This is a genomic window from Erwinia psidii (genome assembly GCF_003846135.1).
GTDB classification, from domain to species: Bacteria; Pseudomonadota; Gammaproteobacteria; order Enterobacterales; family Enterobacteriaceae; genus Erwinia; species Erwinia psidii.
In genome coordinates this window covers 239,652-263,635 of sequence record NZ_RHHM01000005.1, presented here as the reverse complement: position 1 = coordinate 263,635, position 23,984 = coordinate 239,652, and the positions used below count along the sequence as shown (strand labels likewise).

The 23,984-nt window shown below is 51.6% G+C and carries 22 protein-coding genes; 10 read left to right on the top strand and 12 right to left on the bottom strand.

Features of this window, described 5'->3' with window-relative positions:
• Positions 1–47 precede the first annotated feature (47 nt).
• From araG to EB241_RS08650, 4 genes are all read left to right on the top strand, one after another.
• Positions 48–1,571, top strand: a complete 1,524-nt coding sequence (araG, locus tag EB241_RS08665) for an L-arabinose ABC transporter ATP-binding protein AraG (RefSeq protein WP_124232780.1) — start codon at positions 48–50, stop codon at positions 1,569–1,571.
• 17 nt (positions 1,572–1,588) lie between these two features.
• Positions 1,589–2,578 (top strand): L-arabinose ABC transporter permease AraH, encoded by a 990-nt coding sequence (gene araH / locus EB241_RS08660; RefSeq protein ID WP_199737337.1) that lies wholly within the window; start codon positions 1,589–1,591, stop codon positions 2,576–2,578.
• Positions 2,579–2,587: 9 nt separating this feature from the next.
• On the top strand, positions 2,588–3,505 hold the full coding sequence (gene araC / locus EB241_RS08655; RefSeq protein ID WP_124232779.1) for an arabinose operon transcriptional regulator AraC: 918 nt from the start codon (positions 2,588–2,590) through the stop codon (positions 3,503–3,505).
• A gap of 84 nt (positions 3,506–3,589) precedes the next feature.
• A complete protein-coding gene (locus tag EB241_RS08650) occupies positions 3,590–4,633 on the top strand; it encodes an oxidoreductase (protein WP_124232778.1) in 1,044 nt (347 codons plus the stop codon).
• Positions 4,634–4,688: 55 nt separating this feature from the next.
• Here EB241_RS08650 and add read toward each other — a convergent pair whose 3' ends face one another.
• Both add and EB241_RS08640 read right to left on the bottom strand, forming a co-directional pair.
• Positions 4,689–5,687, bottom strand: a complete 999-nt coding sequence (add, locus tag EB241_RS08645; protein WP_124232777.1) for an adenosine deaminase — start codon at positions 5,685–5,687, stop codon at positions 4,689–4,691.
• Between the two features lie 373 nt (positions 5,688–6,060).
• Complete coding sequence (locus tag EB241_RS08640) at positions 6,061–6,798, bottom strand: metallophosphoesterase family protein (protein WP_233592567.1); 738 nt, start codon at positions 6,796–6,798, stop codon at positions 6,061–6,063.
• A gap of 344 nt (positions 6,799–7,142) precedes the next feature.
• Between EB241_RS08640 and EB241_RS08635 the strand changes: the two genes are divergently transcribed.
• Positions 7,143–7,772: an HAD hydrolase-like protein gene (locus EB241_RS08635; protein WP_124232776.1), complete on the top strand. Its 630-nt coding sequence runs from the start codon at positions 7,143–7,145 to the stop codon at positions 7,770–7,772.
• Between the two features lie 61 nt (positions 7,773–7,833).
• On the opposite strand, the gene EB241_RS08630 is transcribed toward EB241_RS08635, so the two are convergent.
• Both EB241_RS08630 and manA read right to left on the bottom strand, forming a co-directional pair.
• Positions 7,834–9,336 carry a YdgA family protein gene (locus EB241_RS08630; protein WP_124232775.1) on the bottom strand — a complete coding sequence of 501 codons (1,503 nt, stop codon included), beginning with the start codon at positions 9,334–9,336 and terminating at the stop codon, positions 7,834–7,836.
• Between the two features lie 170 nt (positions 9,337–9,506).
• Positions 9,507–10,691 carry a mannose-6-phosphate isomerase gene (gene manA / locus EB241_RS08625; RefSeq protein WP_124232774.1) on the bottom strand — a complete coding sequence of 395 codons (1,185 nt, stop codon included), beginning with the start codon at positions 10,689–10,691 and terminating at the stop codon, positions 9,507–9,509.
• Between the two features lie 201 nt (positions 10,692–10,892).
• Between manA and fumC the strand changes: the two genes are divergently transcribed.
• Positions 10,893–12,290: a class II fumarate hydratase gene (fumC, locus tag EB241_RS08620; protein ID WP_124232803.1), complete on the top strand. Its 1,398-nt coding sequence runs from the start codon at positions 10,893–10,895 to the stop codon at positions 12,288–12,290.
• A gap of 78 nt (positions 12,291–12,368) precedes the next feature.
• Here the strand turns inward: fumC and tus are convergent, their stop codons facing one another.
• Together tus and EB241_RS08610 are read right to left on the bottom strand one after the other, a co-directional pair.
• Positions 12,369–13,292 carry a DNA replication terminus site-binding protein gene (gene tus, locus EB241_RS08615; protein WP_124232773.1) on the bottom strand — a complete coding sequence of 308 codons (924 nt, stop codon included), beginning with the start codon at positions 13,290–13,292 and terminating at the stop codon, positions 12,369–12,371.
• 152 nt (positions 13,293–13,444) lie between these two features.
• The gene (locus EB241_RS08610; protein WP_124232772.1) at positions 13,445–13,846 is read right to left on the bottom strand and encodes an H-NS family histone-like protein; all 402 of its coding nucleotides are present in this window, start codon (positions 13,844–13,846) and stop codon (positions 13,445–13,447) included.
• 1,622 nt (positions 13,847–15,468) lie between these two features.
• Between EB241_RS08610 and msrA the strand changes: the two genes are divergently transcribed.
• The 3 genes from msrA (at position 15,469) to bioD (ending at position 18,475) form a co-directional block, all read left to right on the top strand.
• Positions 15,469–15,996, top strand: coding sequence for a peptide-methionine (S)-S-oxide reductase MsrA (msrA, locus tag EB241_RS08605; protein ID WP_124232771.1), 528 nt, complete (start codon positions 15,469–15,471; stop codon positions 15,994–15,996).
• A gap of 376 nt (positions 15,997–16,372) precedes the next feature.
• Positions 16,373–17,590, top strand: a complete 1,218-nt coding sequence (gene mlc, locus EB241_RS08600; RefSeq protein WP_124232770.1) for a sugar metabolism global transcriptional regulator Mlc — start codon at positions 16,373–16,375, stop codon at positions 17,588–17,590.
• Positions 17,591–17,803: 213 nt separating this feature from the next.
• Positions 17,804–18,475: a dethiobiotin synthase gene (gene bioD, locus EB241_RS08595; protein WP_124232802.1), complete on the top strand. Its 672-nt coding sequence runs from the start codon at positions 17,804–17,806 to the stop codon at positions 18,473–18,475.
• 48 nt (positions 18,476–18,523) lie between these two features.
• Here bioD and osmV read toward each other — a convergent pair whose 3' ends face one another.
• The 6 genes from osmV to EB241_RS08565 form a co-directional block, all read right to left on the bottom strand.
• Positions 18,524–19,663, bottom strand: a complete 1,140-nt coding sequence (gene osmV / locus EB241_RS08590; RefSeq protein WP_124232769.1) for an osmoprotectant ABC transporter ATP-binding protein OsmV — start codon at positions 19,661–19,663, stop codon at positions 18,524–18,526.
• The gene (gene osmW, locus EB241_RS08585; RefSeq protein WP_124232768.1) at positions 19,663–20,310 is read right to left on the bottom strand and encodes an osmoprotectant ABC transporter permease OsmW; all 648 of its coding nucleotides are present in this window, start codon (positions 20,308–20,310) and stop codon (positions 19,663–19,665) included. The genes osmV and osmW overlap by 1 nt, the downstream gene beginning before the upstream one ends.
• Before the next feature lie 9 nt (positions 20,311–20,319).
• Complete coding sequence (locus EB241_RS08580) at positions 20,320–21,183, bottom strand: glycine betaine ABC transporter substrate-binding protein (protein WP_233592572.1); 864 nt, start codon at positions 21,181–21,183, stop codon at positions 20,320–20,322.
• Positions 21,184–21,264: 81 nt separating this feature from the next.
• Entirely contained in the window at positions 21,265–21,963 is a 699-nt protein-coding gene (locus EB241_RS08575; protein ID WP_407644264.1) for an ABC transporter permease, read from the bottom strand.
• A 787-nt stretch (positions 21,964–22,750) separates the two neighbouring features.
• Positions 22,751–23,044 (bottom strand): DUF1161 domain-containing protein, encoded by a 294-nt coding sequence (locus EB241_RS08570; protein WP_124232765.1) that lies wholly within the window; start codon positions 23,042–23,044, stop codon positions 22,751–22,753.
• A gap of 48 nt (positions 23,045–23,092) precedes the next feature.
• Entirely contained in the window at positions 23,093–23,440 is a 348-nt protein-coding gene (locus tag EB241_RS08565; protein WP_124232801.1) for a DUF1283 family protein, read from the bottom strand.
• Positions 23,441–23,570: 130 nt separating this feature from the next.
• On the opposite strand from EB241_RS08565, the gene EB241_RS08560 reads away from it, so the two are divergent.
• Positions 23,571–23,897, top strand: coding sequence for a YnfA family protein (locus EB241_RS08560; RefSeq protein WP_124232800.1), 327 nt, complete (start codon positions 23,571–23,573; stop codon positions 23,895–23,897).
• Positions 23,898–23,984 lie beyond the last annotated feature (87 nt).

Genomic DNA, 23,984 nt, shown 5'->3' with positions numbered 1-23,984 from the left:
TGAAAAGGGCCGCATCACCTGTGGCCACAACCCTTGCAGGAGAAGTTATGAGCACGCAACCCCCTTATCTGAGCTTTCACGGTATCGGCAAGGACTTTCCGGGCGTCAAAGCGTTGCAGGAGATCGGTTTTGAGTGCGCGGCCGGCCAGGTTCATGCCCTGATGGGCGAAAACGGTGCCGGTAAATCGACGCTACTGAAGATCCTCAGTGGCAGCTACCGGCCCGACCGTGGGGAAATTCGCCTCAGAGGCCAACCGGTCAACTTTGCTCATACCACCGACGCGCTGGATGCCGGGATCGCCATTATTTATCAGGAACTGCATCTGGTACCGGAAATGTCGGTCGCTGAGAATATCTACCTGGGGCAGTTACCCCACCGGGCTGGCATGGTGAATCGTTCACTGCTGCGTTACGAGGCGAGCCAGCAGTTAGCCAATCTGGGGATGGATATCGACCCGGACACCCCGCTGAAAGCCCTCTCGTTGGGGCAGTGGCAAATGGTGGAGATTGCCAAGGCGTTGGCGCGAAATGCCAAAGTGATCGCCTTTGATGAACCGACCAGTTCACTCTCGGTGCGGGAAACTGAGCATCTGTTTCGGGTGATCCGCAAGCTACGCGATCTGGGCAGGGTGGTACTGTATGTTTCCCATCGCATGGAGGAAATTTTTGCTCTCAGCGATGCCATCACCGTATTCAAGGACGGGCGCTACGTGCGCACCTTTACCGATGTGGCAAATACCAGCCATGACCAGCTGGTACAGGCGATGGTGGGACGCGACATTGGCGATATCTATGGTTACAGACCACGCCCGATCGGCCGGGTCAGGCTTCAGCTGGACCGGGTGCAGGCAAAAGGGGTGCGGACGCCCATTTCTCTCAGCGTTTGTGCCGGGGAAATTGTCGGTCTGTTTGGTCTGGTCGGTGCCGGCCGTAGCGAGCTGATGAAAGGCCTGTTTGGCGCCACGCGACTGAGCGGCGGTGAGCTGTGGCTGGATGGCGCAAAGCTGACGGTCCGTGAACCGGCTGATGCCATTCGCGCTGGCATTCTGCTGTGCCCGGAAGACCGCAAGGCAGACGGTATTATCCCGGTACATTCGGTGCGCGACAATATCAATATCAGCGCACGGCGCAATAATCTGACCGCCGGGTGCCTGATCAATCATCAGTGGGAGCGCGAAAATGCCGCCGCGCACATCCGTGCGCTGAAGATTAAAACCCCTTCAGCCGACCAGGCCATCATGCATCTTTCCGGCGGTAATCAGCAGAAGGCGATCCTCGGACGCTGGCTGTCGGAGGAGATGAATGTTGTCCTGCTGGATGAGCCAACCAGGGGTATCGACGTGGGCGCGAAGCACGAAATTTATAATGTGATTTATGCGCTGGCTGAAAAGGGCGTTGCGGTGCTGTTTGCCTCCAGCGACCTGCCAGAAGTGATGGGGCTGGCCGATCGCATCGTGGTGATGCGGGAAGGAGAAATTGCCGGTGAGCTGAAGCATCAGGAGGCCACCGAAGCCCTGACCCTGAGCCTTGCTATGCCTAAAACCACTCAACAAACCGCCGCTGTGGCCTGAACTGAAGGAGAGCTCTGATGTCATCTTCCTCCACGACGCCTGTGACGTCGCACCCGACGTCATCGCGTATCAACCTGAGCCGTATCTGGGATAATTTCGGTATGCTGGTGGTATTCGCCGTGCTGTTTATCGGTTGTAGCCTGTTTGTGCCGAATTTTGCCACACTAATCAATATGAAGGGCCTTGGGCTGGCGATGTCGATGTCCGGCATGGTGGCCTGCGGCATGCTGTTCTGCCTGGCTTCGGGTGATTTTGACCTCTCGGTTGCGTCAGTGATCGCCTGTGCTGGCGTGACTACCGCAGTGGTTATCAATCTCACTGAAAGCCTGTGGGTAGGGGTGTTTTCCGGTCTGTTGTTGGGGGTTGCCTGCGGTTTTATTAATGGTTTTGTTATTGCGAAGCTGAAGATCAACGCGCTGATCACCACCCTTGCCACCATGCAGATTGTACGCGGACTGGCTTATATCTTTTCTGACGGTAAGGCGGTAGGCATTGAGGATGAGCGCTTTTTCGCACTGGGTTACACCAACTGGCTGGGGATACCCGCACCGGTCTGGCTGACGATCATCACTATGGTAATTTTTGGTTTCCTGCTTAACAGGACCACCTTTGGACGTAACACGCTGGCCATTGGTGGTAATGAAGAAGCGGCCAGGCTGGCGGGTGTTCCGGTTGTGCGAACCCGTATCATTATCTTCATTCTCTCCGGGCTGGTTTCGGCGGCAGCCGGTATTATCCTTGCCTCAAGGATGACCAGCGGCCAGCCGATGACCTCACTGGGCTATGAACTGATTGTCATTTCAGCCTGTGTGCTGGGTGGCGTGTCGCTGAAGGGGGGGATAGGCAAAATTTCCTACGTCGTGGCAGGGGTGTTAATCCTTGGGACGGTGGAAAATGCGATGAACCTGCTTAATATTTCACCCTTTTCTCAGTATGTGGTGCGCGGTCTGATACTGCTAATGGCCGTGATTTTTGACCGTTATAAACAGAAAGCCAAATCAGCCTGAGGTGGCATTATGGGTCATCATTTAGCGCCGGTGGCACAGTCCAATCCGTTGCTGCCGGGATATCCTTTTAATGCCTGGTTGGTGGCCGGGCTTACGCCAATCAATGCCGGGGACGCGCTCGATTTTTTTATCGACCGGCCTCACGGCATGAAGGGCTATATCATCAACCTGACCATCAGCGGGCGTGGTCAGGTATTCAGCGGGACGGATGCGTTCGGATGCGAAGCGGGGGATCTGTTGCTGTTTCAGCCCCAAACGCCCCATTACTACGGGCGTTCTGCACAGAGCGACAGCTGGCATCACCGCTGGATCTATTTCCGTCCCCGCGCCTACTGGAGCGACTGGCTGGTATGGCAGGAACAGTGCCTGGGGGTTGGGCGTCTACGGCTACCGGAGCGGCAGCGGGAAGAGTTTGAACAGCTGTTTATCAGCATTGAGCAGACGCATACTTCCGGGCGACGCCTGGCGGAAGAACTGGCGATGAACCTGCTGGAGAAACTGTTGCTGCGCGCGGTGGAAGAAGATCCCATGCGCCGTCAGCAAATCCGTGATCCACGTGTGATCGAAGCCTGTCAGTTCGTCACCAGCAATCTGGCGGGCGAGCTGAAGATTGATGATGTGGCGAATCATGTCTGTCTGTCACCATCCCGGCTGGCTCATCTGTTCCGCGAACAGATGGGGGTTAATTTGTTACGCTGGCGTGAGGATCAGCGGGTGATCCGTGCCCGGCTGCTGTTGCAAACTACCCGGCAGCCGATAGCCACCGTTGGCCGCCTGGTGGGGTATGACGATCAGCTCTATTTTTCCAGGGTTTTCCGTAAGCGGGTGGGGGTCAGCCCCAGTGATTTTCGCCGCCGGATGCACGATGCTCATGATGCGCTGGTGGCAGAGGAAACCTGGGGTGTAACGATCGGTGCCGCTCGCTGAACCGTGCAGTTCAGGGGTATTCCTGCTTGTCCTTAGCCGGTTAATGGTCTTAAATCATCATGGTGACAGACAAAAGGAGTGCAAATGAGCGAAAAAATTCGTGTAGGGCTGGTCGGTTACGGTTTTGCCAGCAAGACTTTTCATGCGCCGTTAATTGTGGGCACGGCCGGACTGGAACTGAGCGTCGTTTCCAGCAGCAATGCCACTAAAGTTCACGCCGACTGGCCCGCCGCCCGCGTGGTTGCCGATCCGCAGGCGCTGTTTGAGGATCCCTCGCTACAGCTGGTTGTTATCCCCACCCCCAATGACACTCATTTTCCGCTGGCCAGAGCGGCACTTAACGCCGGGAAACACGTGGTGGTGGACAAGCCTTTTACCGTTACACTGTCACAAGCGCGCGAACTTGGTATGCTGGCGAAAGCCAAAGGGCTGATGTTGTCGGTGTTTCACAATCGCCGTTGGGACAGTGATTTTCTGACCCTCAAAAACCTGTTGGCACAAGGTACACTGGGCGACGTGCGCTATTTCGAGTCGCATTTTGACCGTTTCCGGCCGGAAGTGCGTGACCGCTGGCGTGAACAGAAGGGCGTGGGTAGTGGCCTGTGGTACGATCTGGCCCCCCACTTGATTGACCAGGCACTACAACTGTTTGGCTCACCGGTCGCCATCAATGTTGATATGACCGATCTGCGTCCCGGTGCGCAAACCACCGACTATTTTCATGCCGTGCTGACCTGGCCTCAGCGCCGGGTCGTGCTTCATGCCAGTATGCTGGTGGCAGCGGAATCACCACGCTATCAGGTGCATGGAACCAAAGGCAGCTATGTCAAGTGGGGACTCGATCCGCAGGAGGACTGTCTGAAGTCCGGTGCCCGTTTGCCAAAGGAAGCGTGGGGTTACGATATGCGTGATGGCGTGGTGACGTCAGTCAGTGATAATGGAATGTTGGTGGAAGAAACGCTGCTGACCATTCCCGGTAACTATCCGGCTTATTACGCCGGGATGCGGGATGCCATTCTCGGTAATGGCAACAATCCGGTGACCGCCGAAGAAGCGATTCAGGTTATGGAGTTGATTGAGCTTGGACTGCAATCGGCGGAGAAGCGTCAGACGATGTCACTGAAGTAAACATGGTGGTCGGGAGCAGGTCCCGACACCGTTAGATATCCGTCGCGTGCTGAAATCAGCCAGTCACCCTGGATCGTATAGCCTCTCTTTCTCTTTCACTGAGAAACGCAATTTTCAGGCCATTATCCTGGGCGGTGCGGATTTGCGCCTTACTCAGTCCCGCCGCCGGCGCGGCGACCTGATATTCATGGGCCAGTTCAATACCCTGAACCGCCGGATCGTCGGTGTTAATGGTGGCCAGGATACCGTGATTGAGGAACGTCGCCAGCGGATGACGTGCAAGGGATGCAACCGTGCTGGTCTGGATATTTGAGGTCAGGCAGGATTCCAGCCCAATCTGATGTTCCGCCATAAAATCCATCAGTGCCGGATCCTCAACCGCTTTTACCCCGTGACCGATACGCTCGGCACCCAGTTCACGTATTGCCTGCCAGATACTTTCCGGGCCGGCGGCTTCCCCGGCATGAACGGTGATGCGCAAACCGGCATCACGCGCCCGGTGGAAGTGGCTGATAAACTGGCTGCCGGGGAAACCCAGTTCATCACCGGCCAGATCCAGCGCGGTAATACCGTCACGGTGAGCCAGTAATCCTTCCAGTTCACGCCGGCAGGCTTCTTCACCGAAGGTGCGACTCATAATGCCAATCAGACGCACGTCAATATCCTGTTGCTGGCACCCGGCGCGGATCCCGTCAATCACCGCTTCCACCACGCCTGCCACTGGCAGCTGATGTGTCATCGCCATATAACCGGGAGAAAACCGCAGCTCTGCATAATGGATCCCGGCAAGGGCTGCATCCTCAACGTTTTCCAGCGCCACGCGGCGGCAGTCATCCAGTGAGGCCAGCACTTTAACACCCCAGTCCAGTTTATGCAGGAAGCTGAGCAGGTCCGGCTCGTTCTGCGTTACCTGCACATGCGGACGCAACGCCTCAAGCGTTGAGGCAGGCAGGGTAAGGTTGTGCTGACGTCCTAAATCGAGGATGGTTTGCGCACGGATATTGCCATCAAGATGACGGTGAATATCGGTAAGGGGGAGCTGGCTGTCGATCATGCTGATGCACTCTGTTTTTTGCGTTCAAGTGCGCAACAGTATAAAAACATCTGAGTCTCATTTACCAGAAAATTGCGTCATTCACTGGTTAAAAGTGGATTATTTGAGCTGGGGCGAGTCATACGGAACTGCAACTTTCGCGGCAGGCGGATTGATATTTGATAAGGATGGCAGATTATATCCCGTTGCGTATATTTCCGGCTGATTGCCCCCTAACGCTGTTTAAACGTTTCAGGGTGGGCAGGACTTACCCTGATAACCATCATCAGAAGAAGATGGCGCACCTGTGGTGAGCCTGGCGTTTCTCACTAAATACCCGGCTTCAGTGGCTGATTGCACAATACGTTACGTTGCCTGCGGTTTGACATCTTTTTCAGCAATAGCCTGTCAGGATACATTTTGCCCAGTCGTCACGGCCATGGCAGGCAGCCGCCTGAGACGCGAAAGCCCAGTCATATTCCACGGCGACAAATTCCATCTCCCATCCGTTATCTGTTTTTGTGATGATTGCATATCGTGCGTGCGGAGTGCCATTTTCAATAAGGTGTGGATAAGGATTATCATCAGCGTATGCCGGCAGACCAACACTGCCCGGATTGAGAAGCAAACAGCCATTATCCAGTCTGACCCTGCGCGGCAGATGGGTATGCCCACACAGGATGACTTTCGCATCTGATGCTCCTGCACGGTGAGTAATCTCTTCAGGTGTTGCTTCTCTCACTCCCACAGCCGTCACCGTATGCAGAAAATACGTCATGTCGTTTTCAGGTGTGCCATGTACAAGTAGTAGATCCTGATGGAGCCGCAGAGCCACAGGCAGGGATTTTAACCATGCCCAATGGTGGTCTTTGAGTTGGCCGGCGGCATACTTATCCGAAAGACTCATTTGTGCATAAGTCAGTTCAAGCAACTGACGCTCATGATTTCCCCTTATTGTTGGGATATTCAACGCCATTACTCTGTCAAGGGTTTCAGAGGGAAAAAGAGGACCTGAACAAATGTCACCCAGATTAACGATCGTATCGACATTTTTTTTCTGAATATCAGCAAGTACCGCATCGAGAGCGGTAACGTTTCCATGTATATCGGAAATGACGGCAAGTTTTATCATTCAGCCCTTCAGGGAATTGGACGACAGCATATAGTGGCTCTGCTGTCTGAATCAGTGAATCAGGCAAGGCCGGTAATTCATCACTCTCCCGGCGTTTGGCAAATTCGAAACCGGCATACAGCGCGGACATACCGCGGCGGCAAACCTCAGGTTACCTGATATTGAGGAGCGACTGTATCCCCGAACTGGCGAAATACTGTCAGCACATCAAGTTGCCACACAGTCAAATCTTAGTGCAATCCGGTGACAGATATAACCCCCCGTCACGGCCACAGAAAAATACTTGCACCCCCCTGAGCACTATTGCAACATTGGGCGTATCGCACATAAACATGATGAAATCCATGACAATAAAGCTGGTGATTTTTGATTTTGACGGCACACTCGCCGATAGCTGGCCGGTTTTTACCGATTCGCTTAACGGACTCGCGGCCAGGCATGGTTTTCGTCAGGTTAACCCGGAGGGGTTAGACGCGCTGCGAAGTAAGAGCGCAACCGAGGTGCTTCGGGAACTGCAGCTGCCGCTGTGGAAAGTCCCTGCGGTACTGTCGGATTTTCGCAAAATCATGCGTCAGCGCATCAGCGAAATAGAACCGTTTCCGAATATGGCCGCTGTCCTGCACGCGCTATTGCAGCAGCCCGTTGAACTGGCCATTGCAACATCGAACTCATTTGAAAACGTTGAAGCAGTGTTGGGCAGGGATTTGGTGAGGCATTTCAGTACGGTGGAGTGTGGCTCCTCGCTTTTCGGAAAGGCCCATCGTATCCGGCGTATCCTGAAGAAAACACACGTTGATCGGACGCAGGCGATTTATATTGGTGATGAAATCAGGGACGCTGAGGCTGCCGGTCGTCTGGGTATGTCGTTTGGCGCGGTCGCCTGGGGATACACTGAGGCTGAAGTACTCCGGCGAACAAATCCTTACAGTCTATTTCAGACACCGGCCGATATGCTTAATCTCAACAGGCTTTAAGGAGTAAAAAGGGCGCTGAATTCGCGCCCTGAAGGTCGTTGTCCATTGCCTTTCACACGACTTATGGTGCGGGAACCTGCGCTGGTGCAGCGCCGCCCAGCATATAGCGTGAGAAGAACTGGTCTGGCGTCATTTTCTCACCGTTCATCGTCACCTGACCGTCAGCGTATTGCAGCGTGCTGATGATATTGTTGTCTTTCTGAGTGGTGAGATGGAAGATCTGCCCCATTGCCGCCATGCCTTTCACCTGCTGTTCTGCCAGTTTGGCGGCCTCATCCTGCTTGTGTCCCTCAGCCATTGCCACATGAGTCATCAGCTCAGTTGCCATCTCCATGGATATCGACAGTTTGCCATCCAGCGTTTTCAGTATCTTATCCACCGCCTCGGTGACATTTTGCGGCTGTGCTGCACCGGAGGCCGGATCCTTAAACTGCACGGCAAGATTAAGGCTGCTCTCACCGCGGGCATTTTTCCAGCTGAGAGGTGCAATATCCAGCTGCGGATTGCCTTTGAGCAATAAGGGGAGGTTGGTACTCAGCACCTGACTGAGGCGCTGCTGGTACAGCTCAGGATTGTTGCTGAGGCTGGGATCGTTGGCCAGCGCCTGGGCCTGACGATTGTAGTTTTCTGAGAAGGCTTTCATGCCGTTGGCATCAAACTTCGACAGTTTAATCGCCAGTTTCCCCTGACCAAACGGCTGGTCCTGTATCTTAAGGGAGTCAAGCGTATAGTCGATATTGCCGGAAACCAGGCTGTTATCAGTGCTGAATGACGATTTTCCGTTCATGCCCTCAGCGTTGAAAGCGGGCTGCCCATCGACCGCCGCCGTAAGGTTTTTCAGGCTGATGCTCTGATCGCCAATGCGCATTCCTTCCGGGCTAAGCTGCGTCTCGCCACTCATGTCAAGGCCGTTGCCGGTGAATACCACTGGCATATTCAGCTGGTTTTTAGCGGTAAGTGTCAGGCTGTCCACCTTACCGCTGAAGTCAACTTTATCCCCTTTACTGTCAGCACTGATACGCAGGGTTCCTCCGCTGGAGGCAAAATGTTCGCTGGTCTGCTGATTGCTGTAATCCACCGGCAGCAGCATGATATCGGAGACGGTGTTACCACCATAACCCACCCGCGTTTCTATCTGGACAATGGATTGCCCTTTGGTTATTTCGAAAAGCTTCTTCACTGCATCGGTGTTTTCTAACTGACTGTGAACGGATGCCATACTGGGCAGCAGATTACCCTTTTTTAACTGGGCAAACGGGAAAGGGCCGTGATCAATTCTTTCATCCAAAACAATACTTTGTCCCGGTTTGATCAGCGCGTTATCTTCAGTTTGCGAACTGGACTGTATCACCGCGCGAACGCGACTGCTGAATATGCCTCGCTGGTAATCCTGAACGCTCAGATGCAGGCGGCTTTCCGGCGATATTTCGTTAATACGTGCATTGGCATTCTGTACCACCTGATCGAGGTTTTTTTCCAGCTGTTTGCCGGTCTGCCACGCTGCTGCGGTCCAGATCGCACCAAGCGCAACTACCACACTCACTGCTATTTTTGTTTTCTTCATCTGTAACATTGTCCTTTATTTAAGTCGCTTGCCTGGCAAAGCCTAGCCGGTAACGTCCCACGAAGTAAAATACGTCATAATCTCATCCCTGTTCCGGCTGCCCAGCCAGGTCACAGGCAGAACAGAAAGTTTATTAACCTGGTTGATAATAGCAATTGTGGTTATTTACGTCAGCCGTAATCTCCTGGCTGGTTGTAAACTCTGGCAGTACGTCCCTTGCCGCAAAGGGTGACGGGCGATCTGTTTGCGGGGATAAAGCAGGATTCCCCCGGTTCCAGGGTCAGACGGCTGTGACCATCGTTGATTTGCGTCTGGCCATCAACGCAAAAGAGAATGGCGGCGCTTTGCTGCGCGAGCGTAAGCGGCGTCTCGCTGAGCTGGTGCAATGAGAAGGCAAAATCTGCCACCGGAACCGGGAAAAAAAGCGAATGTCCTTCCCGTACTGGCTGAGTGAGCAGATTGGTGAAGGGTTTTGCTGCAAATGTCAGGTTGGCCATCAGCTCCCGGATATCGATATGCTTTGGCGTCAGCCCCGCCCGCAGGACGTTGTCAGAGTTGGCCATCACTTCCAGTGCGACCCCTTCCAGATAGGCATGGGGAGTGCCTGCAAACAGAAACATCGCCTCACCGGGCTGCAATTCAATCACATTCAACAGCAGTGGTGAAAACAGGCCGCTGTCATCAGGATAGTATTCCGCTATTTTTTTTACCGTGCGCCAGGGTTGGTCATTCTGGCCACAAAGTCTGGCTTTCAGCACATCCAATGCCCGTTGCTTTTCATCTCCCTGCATGGAAAGCAGTGCGGAAAACAGCTCAGCAAGGCCACAGGTGGTTGACTGCAAAAAATGGCCGATAGCCGGGTGGGCACCAGCGATGGGCTGCAGCAGTGAAACGATTTCATGTCGTTCCCGAAAGCCATTCATGGCGAGGAAGGGCGTCAGGGCAAAAACCAGCTCTGGCTTGTGGTTAGCGTCTTTGTAATTGCGCTCAGGGGCAGAGAGTGGTATTCCGGCACCATTTTCACGGGCAAAACCTGCTTCTGCCGCAGCCTTACTGGGATGCACCTGGATGGAAAGTGGCTGATCGGCGCAAATTACTTTGAATAAAAACGGTAATTCACCAAACCGGGCTGCCACTTCATGACCCAGAAGGCGCTTGCTATCTTTGGCGATAACTTCACGAAGTGAACATGTTTCACTTTCTGCGGTGACAATAAAAGAAGGGCTTTTCGGATGCGCGCCCATCCACATCTCAGCCACAGGCCGCTGTTGAGGATCGACAATGCCATATAAATCAGCCAGGGCATGACGACTGCCCCAGGCATAGTTCTGTAATGAATTGATTAATTTGTGCATATTAACTCATCAATGTCTGGCGTTCGCTACGATTATTAAAGCAGAAAACAGCGTCCCGAAGAGAACCTGCGGTGCAGAAAAGACGGATGGGTCGCATAATGTTAAATCATTGTATGCAAAACTACTGCCCGCGCTGAAATCCGGTGGGAACAGAATAGAATACAGGCAGCCGTTCCTGCCAATCAACCAGAGGAGAGAATGATGGCGAGTAATCGCATTGAAAAAGATTCAATGGGTCCGATTGACGTACCGGCAGAAAAGCTTTGGGGCGCCCAGACGCAGCGCTCACTGGAACATTTTCGTATCTCCACGGAAAAAATGCCTGCCGGACTGATCCACGCGCTGGCGCTGACTAAGCGTGCTGCCGCGAAGGTAAATCAGGATTTAGGTCTGTTACCGGACGATCGTGCCGGGGCGATTATCGCCGCTGCCGATGAAGTGCTGGCAGAAAAACATAACGGCGAGTTTCCGCTCGCAGTCTGGCAAACCGGTTCCGGCACGCAAAGCAATATGAATATGAATGAAGTGCTTGCCAACCGGGCCAGTGAACTGCTTGGCGGCGAACGTGGTATGTCCCGGCTGGTGCATCCCAATGATGACGTCAACAAAAGCCAGAGTTCTAACGATGTCTTTCCGACCGCAATGCACGTTGCTGCTGTTATTGCTCTTAAGGAACAGTTGCTGCCTGCGCTCAGCGAGCTTGATGAAACCCTTAATGCCAAAGCAGAAGCCTTTAAAGATATCGTCAAAATTGGCCGTACTCATCTCCAGGATGCCACGCCACTGACGCTGGGCCAGGAAATCTCTGGCTGGGTAGCGATGCTTCGCTATAATCTCAGGCACATTGAGCATACGATTCCTCACCTTGCCGAGCTGGCACTGGGTGGCACGGCGGTGGGTACCGGACTCAACACCCACCCGGAATATGCTGTCAGGGTGGCAAAAGAGCTGGCGGAAATCAGCGCGCAGCCCTTTGTCACCGCGCCGAATAAATTTGAAGCGCTGGCCACCTGTGATGCGCTGGTGCACGCCCATGGTTCACTCAAAGGCCTCGCCGCCTCGCTGATGAAGATAGCCAATGATGTCCGCTGGCTGTCATCAGGGCCACGATGCGGTATCGGTGAAATAGCCATACCGGAAAATGAGCCGGGAAGCTCAATCATGCCGGGTAAAGTTAACCCGACGCAGTGTGAGGCGATGACCATGCTCTGTTGCCAGGTGATGGGGAATGACGTCGCGATTAATCTGGGGGGGGCTTCCGGTAATTTCGAACTGAATGTCTATCGTCCAATGATTATTCATAACTTCTTACAGTCGGTACGAATGCTTGCTGACGGTATTGCAAGTTTTAATCATCACTGCGCCGTGGGAATTGAACCGGTACACGCCCGTATTTCGCAATTGCTGAATGAGTCCCTGATGCTGGTTACCGCATTAAATACTCATATTGGCTACGATAAAGCGGCGGAAATTGCCAAGAAAGCGCATAAAGAAGGTCTGACGTTGAAAGCATCGGCACTGAAACTGGGTTATCTTTCTGAAAAAGAATTTGATGCCTGGGTTCGTCCGAAAGATATGGTTGGTAGCATGAAAATGTGATTTTTTTTTGATAAAACCAGCGCGGAAAATATTCCGCTGGTTTTTTCTCAGGAACCTTGACAGATTAAGAAGTTAGCGTCACCGATCGCTGTAAAGATGCAAGCGCGGGATCACCGGATAGAGCGTTTCGGCTTCAGGCTTAAAGCGGTGAACGATACGCTTCGCATCGTAATTTAATAACTCTCCCGTTTTAGGTATTGCGCTGGTATCAGCACAAAGGATCAGCAGGGGAGAAGGGCAGGCCAGCTGTGTTTGTTTCTGTTGTTGCTTATTCCATACTCTTGCAATGGGCTGTACCTTTACCGGTCGCTTAATTTTAAGCCGAGCTTTTTCTGGCAACGAATTAATCATCGCTATCTCTTCCTGCAATTTTTCGGCCCACTGTTCCCGGGTCCATGGAGTTGAACTCCTGCCAGACAGAATGCTTTTATTTAGTTTGTCGAGCATCGACTGGCGTGAAACATTTTTTATAATATGCTTATTAGCCCAGCCAAACCGGACGGAATCAACGTTATCCAGCACGGTTATTGTGCGGTAGGCATTCAGGGTAATCAGGCCGCGCAGTTGTTGGTGAACAAACTCAAATCTTTCTTCGCTGGAGACGCCAGAATCTACCGTAATTATCTTTTCAAGCTTCGCCTTGAGGTTATTGATGCTTTGGACCTGATATCTGATAAGAGCGGCATGTTGCGAGTTGGCTTCTATACAAATAGCACCGGGGAGACGCACGGCTGATTTTGTACTGAGTGTTTCAGACTGATGTTGCATAAACAGCCGGCAATAATGTGTCAGGGCCATTTGCAAGGCAGGCTGAGCCAGGTGCTGAACCACGTTAATTTCGGTTACCTTCCGGTGATCTTCTCCTTTTTTAACTGGCGGTAATTCAAATACTCTGGCGAAAAGCAGGCGTTGTTGCTGTACCTGTACAGTGAATAAACTCAGTGCATTCTCGAGTTCTGCCACGCAGAGGCGAAGGTTTTCAACGGCATCATATCTGCTCATGGTATTGGCCCTTAGTTACAACATACTTATCTGTTAGTTATGTTTGATTAAATGACGGATTATTACTTTCAGATACGAATAAGTCGTAAAGAGGAAACGGGAGATTAAAGTTGCCACGCCGAGTGTTTTTAGCGTGGCAGGAGATTCAGGCGTTAAATCAGGAAATCGTCGAGTGGTTTACCCTGGTCCAGTGCCTGCTTAATTACCGCAGGAGTACGGCCCTGTCCGGTCCATGATTTGATTTCACCGTTTTCATCGGTGTACTGATATTTAGCCGGACGCGGCGCGCGTTTTGTACGTGGTTTACCGGATGTATTTTCAGATGCAGTAAGCTCACTCAAATCAATACCATCGTCCAACAACATCTGACGATATTTTGCCAGTTTTTCTTCTTTTTCCTTGATTTCTGAGGCAATAGCCGCTTCAGCTTCCCGGCGTTCTTTAACAATCGCTTCGAGTTTCTCAAGCATATCTTCAAGTTCAGATAAAGAAACCTCCCGAGCCTGAGCACGAAGAGTTCGAATGTTATTTAATACTTTCAGTGTTTCGCTCATAAAAGGAGTCCGTAGCGTTGTGGATGGTTTAAAACTAATCAGTGTATGGAACGATAAGCAGTGTACAGATAAATTCGGCAGTTAAAAATACCCAGACAAGAAAATATTTTTTTATTTACCCGATTTTTTCATTTTTTTTTCTGAATTGCGGGAGAATGACAGAGGATATTTACAATATTGGGATTAGTCTTAAGTGACATTGGCAGTCATGAACGAATCAATGAGCTGAAACAAATGAGCAGGGAAGTATAATTATAGCGATTCGAAACGGCGTTTATATTCAATTAAGAGTAGCGGTTATGTTCACTCAGGATACTGAGTGAATAGTTATCTCTGAGCGGCACGCTTAATGCCATTGCAGACATTCCCTGAACCTGAACAGCCGCCGTCTCGTCAGGCCGTGATGTTATCTGACGACGAAAATGTCCAATGTATTGCCCCGGAAAGGATTGCCAGAAGTGAACTTTATTCGTGCATCAGTTTAGCCGTTCGTGAAAATTTGTCACCTCCTGTTCAAATGACATCAGGACTGCTGCTGCATTAAAACAGTGAGGGGGGAGCAAATTAACAACCGGAAGCGACAGCGAAAAAGTTCAGCTATTGTGGTTCAATGCCTTCAATGCCAGAGTCCCGGATTTTTTCGTCGGCGCAAGTATACAGCGCTATCGGTCATGGCGAAGCATTTATAGTTTTTACCGTGTAGCTCAGTGACAAACCTGAGTAATCGGCAAGGCATAAGTTTCAGGTATGTACGACGCGTTGTAAATAGAGCCTGTTAGGTTTACAGGTAAACCGTCTTATGTTCATCGACTACCCGGCAGTATGTCAGTTCACTGAATGCAACATTTGTACAGCACTATCTGCATCTGCCGCAGATGGGCCAGGCGCCAGGCAACGAAACTCTCCGGTAGCGACGGGCGTATCAGTTTTAATGCGGGTGTTGGATATGCTATTTTAGTTACAACATGCAATTTGTTAAAACAGAACCATAGCGGTGAGCACAGTAATTTATGTCTGCAGGCATCGCGGTAAGTAAATGGTGAATAATGCTTAGCCAACTAAAGTAATAAGGAATTACACCGGAGATTCTACATCAGGCGAAACTGTTCAACAGAGACAGCAGGTATTCAGTTTTTTATGTCGCTCATCAGACGTTTAAGGGAGAATGCATCATGAAGCAGGCAATGCCGGGCAATGAATAACCATTTCACCATTTTCCTTTGCGCATGAAATATTTGTCTGAACACCGTTGCCGACATACAACATCAAAGCGCGGGTTGAGACAATGATTAATCAGGCTAATACGCATCTCCATGGTGGACTGCCCCGGATATAGCCGTTAGTTTGGCATTCGTCAGTTGCATGATGCTTGCGGGCATTCTGGCCCCGAGCGATCGTGATAACGGAAATTTCGCCGTTTCCGGCACATAACGCCAGACTGTTTTGCCTGACAGTGGTGTTTCAATGGCGATGTTAAACCATCAAAGGTTGTCGGTTTCTGTGCATAAATGAATGAGTTGTGCGCTTTGCATGGCATTATTAATATGCCTGTGCTGCAATAACACTATTAAAGCCACTTGATTATTCTGCTGGCAGATGAACAGATTAATGAGGAGAACAGCATGACCGTTGAGTATGCCATTATTGCCGGAGGATGTTTCTGGTGCACTGAAGCCGTGTTCAGGCAGATTAACGGAGTGGAATCTGTGGAGAGTGGCTATATTGGTGGCCATCTGCCCAATCCCACTTATCGCCAGGTATGTAGCGGTGAAACCGGCCACGCGGAAGCGATTCGCCTTCGTTTTGATCCGCAACAAATCAGCTATGGAGAGTTGCTGAATATCAGCTTCGCCACTCATGATCCTACTCAGCTGAACCGGCAAGGGAACGATACGGGCACACAGTATCGTTCCGCTATTTTTCCGCTGGATGAACATCAGGCTGTTGAAGCCAAAGCGGCGATTGCCCGTGCTCAGAGTGAGCACAGCGAGCCGGTTGTGACCACGATTGAAAGGGGAGAGTGGTTTCCTGCTGAGGATTACCATCAGAACTACTGGGAAGGTGAAGGCCAGGAGAACCGTTATTGTCTCGCGGTGATCCCACCTAAATTACAAAAGCTGCAAAAGCATTATGCCGATCGTACCACATAAGTCAGTCTCCGGTTAAAGCCATACCCTGTCCGCGCCTGGAAGTGGCGGATATGGCATAATACCCCTCCCGGCATTTTCTATTTCTTAACGTTACAGCCGCTGGTAGTGCCAGTAGCGGTATGACAACAGAAATGAGGCTGCTGCATTGTGGTGTTCTTTCAGCAAGGCGTACCGTTGCTGCGCTGGGCCAGCCAGCGAATGGTTAACGCGTCAGAGAAAGATGAAAAACCAGCTGCTTCCCCTTCGCAAGAAAAAAACAGATGGCTTTTGTGTGTGATAAATCACATTGCTGGCCAAATAGTTGACGCAGTACGGGAAGTGTTCCACCATGGCCGCTGGGTTTATTTAGCAGCACGAAAATAAATGAGGGCAGGGCGTGATAATGGACACTCAACCTGGCCACATCGACCAGATCAAACAAACTAATGCGGGGGTGGTGTACCGGCTAATAGACCGGTATGGCCCTATTTCCCGTATTGAACTGGCCCGAAGATCGCAGCTGGCACCGGCCAGTATCACCAAAATTGTGCGGGAAATGCTTGAAGCCCATCTGGTACAGGAAACAGAATTCCAGGACCCTGGCAGCCGGGGACGGCCCGCCATTGGTTTGATCCTTGATACCGTGGCATGGCATTTTCTTTCGGTGCGCATTGGTCGTGGTGAGATAACCCTGGCGCTGCGGGATTTGAGCACTTCACTGGTGGTTGAGGATACGTTGCCGTTGCCGGTCAATGCTGCCAAACCGCTTTCTGAACGTATTATTTCTGAGATTAACCACTTTTTTGAGCGCCATCAGAACAGGCTGGAGCGGCTTACTGCTATTGCTATTACCCTGCCAGGCGCACCGGATAAAGATCGCGGTATTGTTCATCACTTGCCGTTTTACCAGGTCAGCGATATGCCACTGGGAGCGGAACTGGAAAAATGCACCGGGCTTCCGGTGTACATACAGCACGAGATTTATGCGTGGCTGCTGGCCGAGTCGCTGTTCGGGGCTGCCAGAGACGACAGCGACGTGATTCAGGTTGTGATTGATCATCACGTTGGCGCTGGGGTGATCAGTGGCGGACGCCTGCTGCACGCCGGTGGCAGAACAGTAGCAGAGATTGGTCACACTCAGGTCGATCCTTATGGTAAACGGTGCTACTGCGGCAATCATGGCTGTCTGGAAACGGTTGCCAGTTGTGAAAGCGTGCTTGCGTTGGCGTTATCCAGAATGCAGACAGCACAAAACAGCATCCTGCACCAGAAAGCGCTGACTACAGAAACGTTATGTGAAGCCGCTCTTGCTGGCGACCGGCTGGCAAAAGATATTATTACTGATGTGGGTCATAGCGTCGGGCGCATTCTGTCCATTATGGTTAACCTGTTTCACCCCCAAAAAATCCTGATTGGTTCGCCGTTCAATCGTGCGAGTAGTGTCCTTCATCCGGCCATTACTGACTGTATCCGGCGTCAGGCATTTCCGGCTTACAGCAACGGGATTGAGATACAGGAAACACAGTTCTGTAATCAGGGTACTTTGCCGGGTGGGGCGTTAATCAAAGACGCACTCTATAATGGTACGCTGTTGGTCCGGCTGTTGCAGGGCTGACCGCCAGCCGGGACGCCATCTCCTTTCTCATTGATAAGTACGCTGCCTGAGTCGGTTTTTACCGTGCTGAAATCGCGCCAGAACCCTGCGTGTTATCAACAAAAATCTTGCGCTAACGCAAGCTGCTTTTCCATTACATCTCTTAAGATACCTCATCTTTTATGTTCAATTATTCTTATCATTCCCGTTGAGGATCTGACTTTGAAAAGCAGCATGTTAAAGCGTTTTTTTGTTACCGGGACCGATACTGGCGTGGGTAAAACCGTGGTCAGCCGTGCGCTGATACAAAAGCTGTCCGCTGGAAATAAATGTGTCACAGGTTTTAAACCGGTAGCAAAAAGTAGTCAACATACCGAAAAGGGCCTGCGTAACAATGATGCACTGATTTTGCAGTCTGCTTCTTCACTGACGTTTCCCTATTCTGCGATTAACCCCATTACCCTTCCTGATGACGAAATCAGCACCAACCAGAAAACCCTGATTGATTACAAAATATTAAGTGAAAGTCTGCATGCGTTGAGTGAGCAGACCGACCATGTCGTGGTGGAAGGCACCGGGGGCTGGCGCAACATGATGAATGACACGCGGCCTTTATCAGACTGGGTAGTGGCTGAAAGGTTGCCGGTGGTGATGGTGGTAGGCATCAAACTGGGTTGTATCAGCCATGCATTGCTCACGGCAGAGGCGGTAATCAACGACGGGCTACCGCTGTTGGGTTGGGTGGCGAACAGGATCAATCCTGGGCTGGCCCACTATGCGGAGATTATTGAAGTACTGAGCAACAGTATTTCATCGCCGTTACTGGCTGAGCTGCCTTACTTACCAAAAATTGAAACCCGGGAACTGGCTGACTATTTCGACCTGAGCGAGCTGCTGCACAACTGACCGGCAACGCCTTCCGGGATAAAGCGGCTTCCTTGCCGCTTTTACTGATTAAGCCAGATTCAGCGCACGACGGGTGCGTCCTGAGCTGAGATAACTGGCAATATAGTCCTGCGAAATTTCTCCGCTGTAGCGACCATCTTCATCCACAATCGGCATCCAGGTGGTGTCGTGCTCATATAATTTCGACAGCACCACACGCAGGTTCTCCTCCGCGCGCCCGGTCACCTTAAAGGTATGCAGGATGTCTGCACAGCTGCCGCTACCCGCCCGCGCCTCACGACGTTTTACGAAGCCAAGCGGACGCTGCTGCTGGTCGACGACGGTGATGGAACGCATATCGTTATCATCCATCATGGCAAACGCTTCTGACAACGGCGTTGATAGCTGCACCGTGATGGTCGGTTGCTGATCGGTGACATCACCTGCGGATACCAGCAGCAGGCGCTTCAGCGTTCGATCCTGGCCAACAAAAGAACCGACAAAATCATTGCGGGGCGTTGCCAGCAACTCATCCGGGCTGGCGCACTGCACGATTTTGCCCTGACCAAACACCGCAATGCGGTCACCCAGTTTCAGTGCTTCATCAATGTCATGACTCACCAGCATTACCGTTTTCTTCAGCTGCCGCTGCATGTCAAGAAATTCATTCTGGATAGCTTCACGGTTGATCGGGTCAACGGCACCGAAAGGTTCATCCATTAGCAGGACCGGTGGATCAGCAGCCAGGGCGCGGATCACACCAATACGCTGCTGTTGTCCACCTGACATCTCACGCGGATAGCGGTGCAGAAAGCTTTTCGGATCCAGCGCAACCATACTCATCAGTTCGCTGGCGCGCTCGTGACAGCGCTTTTTATCCCAGCCCAGCATTTTGGGCACCACGGTGATATTTTCTTCAATGGTCATATTTGGGAACAGACCGATTTGCTGAATAACATAGCCAATATTACGTCGCAACGTTACCGTATCGAGTCCGCTGGTATCTTCACCATTGATCAGTATTTTGCCACTGGTGGATGGGATCAGTCGGTTGATCATTTTCAACGTGGTGGATTTACCACAGCCGGAAGGGCCAAGCAGCACGCACATTTCACCTTCCGGTACGTTAAGGCTCACGTTGTCCACAGCATTAATAGTTGTTCCGTTTTTCTGGGTAAACGTCTTGGTGAGGTTTTCCAGTTTTATCATTATCGAATCCCCTTAGGTGTCATAGCCAGCTGCAAACGGTGCAGCAGCCAATCGAGAACTATCGCCATCAGGCAAATCATTACCGAACCGGCAATTAACAAACGAATATCACTACCGCTGATGCCATCCAGCAGCAGCAAACCAAGGCCACCCGCACCAATCACTGCGGCAATTGCCATGACGCCAACATTCATCACGACTGCGGTGCGGATACCGCCAAAAATAACCGGCAACGCCATTGGGATTTCGACCCAACGCAGGCGCTGCCAGAATGTCATCCCGATGCCCCGTCCTGCTTCACGCAGTCCGTCTGGCAGATTTTCAAGCGCGGTATGGGTGTTACGCACGATAGGCAGTAACGAGTAGAGAAACACCGCCGTTACGGCTGGCAATACGCCAATACCCTGGCCGATTAGCGAAAATAGTGGGATCATCATGCCGAATAATGCGATGGCAGGAATGGTCAGCACAATGGTGGCCAGTCCAAGCACCGGGGCTTCCAGCCATTTGTAGCGAACAATCATAATCCCTACCGGCACACCAATAATAATTGCCATACCGACGGCAAGGCCGACCAGCCACAGGTGCTGGAAAGTAAGAGTGGCGAGATAACTCCAGTTATCAATGAAATAGTGGATGGTTTCCATGCGTTCTCCTCAGATTAAGCCTTTAGATTTCAGGAAATCGCTGGCCACCTGTTGCGGCGACTGGTGGTCAATATCCACACGCTTGTTCATTTCCGTGATTGCTTCATTAGTGATTAGGGGTGACAGCGCATTCAACGCCTCTGCCAGACCCGGATGTGAATCCAGTGTCTCTTTGGTCAGAACGGGCGTTACCGCGTAGCTGGGGAAGAACCCTTTGTCGTCTTTCAGTACTTTCAGATCGAACCCTTTGACACGGCCATCGGTGGTATAAACCAGGCCGGCATCAACAAAGCCATCGCGGGTCGCGTTATAAACAAGACCGGGGTCCATCTGACGGATCTGGGGGCGATCCAGCGGCATATTGTAGGCTTTCTGTAAAGGTTTCAGACCATCGGCACGGCCGGCAAATTCAAGGTCCAGACCCAGCGTCCAGTTATTTTCAGGGTCCTGCGAGCGAACCTGTTCAATTTTTGCCGCCAGTTGAGACATGGTATCAATCTGCTCTTGATCTGCACGTTTACGCTGCATGGCAAAGGCATAGGTATCATTCATCGGGGCCGGGTTAAGCCAGATCAAGCCCAGTCGGGCATCAAGCCTTTTAACCGTCTCGTAACCTTCCTGAGCAGACATGGGTTTGGTGATATGGTTGAAAATAATCAGCGAGGTGCCGGTATATTCCCAGGTCATATCGATCTGTCGGTTGATCATTGCATTACGGCTGATGGTGGTGGCGATATTGGTTTTTGGCTCTACCTGAAAACCTTTTTTGCCGAGATACAGAGTGGTGATGGCTGAAAGAACGTGCTGCTCTGTGTAGCTCTGTGTCGCCATCACAATGGGAGTGGCTGCACTGACGGTGGCAGTGGTCGTCATCAGGGCGCTGAGCGCCAGTACAGTATTGCGAACCCAGCGGGTCAGATAAATGGCCTGCGCCATAATCAACTCCTTATTATTCTATACGGCGACGTGTGGACTGAGTAAACGGCCCAGACCAGCCAGCAACATGTCAAGGATCAGCGCAAACAGAGCGGTGGCTGCTGCGCCCAGTATCAACGTGGGAAAATCATTGAGATAGATACCTGGGAAGATCAGTTCACCATAGTTACTGGCGCCAATCAGAAAAGCTAACGGCGCCGTACCGACATTGATCGCGGTGGCTATACGGATCCCGGACATAATCACTGGCGAAGCGTTCGGCAATTCGACCTGACGCAGGCGTTGCCCTTTGGTCATGCCAATACCGTTTGCCGCTTCAAGCAACGAAGAGGGAACAGCACACAACCCGGAATAGGTGTTACGCACAATCGGCAGCAGTGAAGCGAGGAACAGCGTAATGATCGCCGGGCGTTCGCCGATGCCGATAATCACCATCGCCATCGCCAGCACCGCCAGTGGCGGAAGGGTGTTGCCGATGTTGAAAATTTGCATAACAAATTCTGCCCAGCGACGGGCGAAAGGGCGACTGAGTATGATCCCGCTGGGGATGCCGACGAGAAGTGCCGCCAGCATCGACCAGAAAACCAGGAACATATGTTTTTGTCCAAGGTAGATAAGATCAACCTGGCGAGCTTTGATGATGTCCGGCCCCAACCCATAGATCAGCAGGGCTATCGCGACAACAATAAAAAAAACGGCAAGCAAAGTTCGCCGCATAAGCGATGCATTTTGCATGTAATTCATTCTCCCTGACGGTCAATTAATACAACTTATGGCACTTTTGTTATTTAAAGGTAAAAAGAGCATTAAAAGCTATAGCAGTTCTCTGGCGCTGTTGCCAGTTTAAGACCAAAAATCAGAAAGATAGAAATCACGCATATTCCGTGCCAGCCCAGATAAACTCTGGCCTCAGCTTGATAAACAATATTTATCGTCACAATTGTGACACTGTAACAATTATTCTGTTGTCCAAAGCCACCTGTCCTGGCTGCCGGGGACCAGAGTGAATGTTGAGGTCAGAGCAGAAGCCAGGCCACGGTCGTCAACACCGGCGAGGAGGCCGGACGCTTGAGGCTTTAGTCAGTTAATACAGTGCTTACAAAATTATCTGTTGTGTGCATGTCAGAAGAATCGCTACTGGGCGCTAATCAGCTTATGGTATCAGTGGATGTATTAAATGGGTAAATGGCAGGAAACAGACGTACGACTGGTAACCAGCGCAGTTACGGGCATATCAATATGCCCGGCCATTATCCCTTACGCTGGCAGAACAGGTGACATAAGGACATATGAGGCCATTAAAAGAGGCGTCAGAGGGGGAGAATATTGTTTGAGGTGAATTGTCTTTCCATTGAGCGTCAGAACCCGTGATCGGGTGCTGCAAAGTAAAGCAGGCTGCCAGGGCAGCCCATGATAAAGGAGGGGATCTCAGCAGATCACGCGACGCGTTTGGCCGCAATCTAACATCTCATCCCGTTGGCCTGAGTGCAGGTGCCTCGAAACGTCAGGATGACGGCGCATCTTGCGAAGACCCCGTGCCTGCGGGGGCATCGTCCTCATTCGGGTTGCGCTTATAAACAATTTTCTGCCTATCATTATCACAGTGTCCCACCACCTGACCATCCGCCCGATCGACCCGATCATTCGGCACAATCTCCAGTGAGAAGCTGCCGGCAGACACACCATTGTTGATAATTTTCTGATTGATATCTGCTTTTACCGTTTCGCAGGAGGCCTGTACCACCAGCGGGGAAGCAATAATTAGTGCGCTGAACATCCACGTGATATGTTTCATCATCATTTCCTTTTGCATGAATTCAGCAGTAACTATAGCAGCATTATTCTGTTACGGAGCGACAGGATGGCCCGTACGGCGATCGAGGCAGCGCAGGGTGTTGGGTTCCCAGTAGGCGTTAACATTCAGGCTTTGCTCACAGGTATCGCGGTTGTCAATAGCCCGGTCGCTTTTATCAAAATTTTTTTCATCACGTAAATTTTCTTTGCTACGCAGGCGCTGCGTTTGTTCCCATTGCTGCCTCTGCTGACGGGCCTGTTCGTTGCTCAGGGCAGGGTTGCCATTTTGAATGATCAGCGTATCTGTTTTCGCCTGAACATGTTGTTGGAACACAGGCACCGCAACAAACAGCATCAGAGGCAGAACAACTTTCTGCCAGGTTTTCATCGTCATTTTCATCATCGATTCCTTAAGAGTTGATCCCCAAACGGTCAGCTTGTATGAGATTAAGGGAATGATTATATCATCAGGCCGTTCCGGCACCTACCAGGCGTCGGGATTTCGTTTACGTCCGGGAGAAATAGAAATTTTGTTAAAGACGACCCTGCTGTTTTTTATCACCGCGCTGGCGGAAATTACTGGCTGTTTTTTGCCGTGGTTGTGGCTTAAAAAAGGCGGCTCGGTACTGCTGTTGCTGCCTGGCACACTCAGCCTGGCACTGTTTGTCTGGCTGCTGACACTCCATCCTGAGGCCAGCGGACGCGTTTATGCCGCGTATGGCGGCGTGTATGTCTTAACGGCACTGTTGTGGTTACGTCTGGTGGATGGTGTTCGTCTCAGTCTCTATGACTGGCTGGGCGCCGCGGTGGCATTGTGCGGCATGTTGATCATTATCTCAGGATGGGGACGGGCCTGACGCTCCCTGATCACTCTGGCAAACATCAGAGCCAAAACGACGAATAAACGTCCGCAGCATTCCTGAAATTGTTCGGTTCGGAAGGAA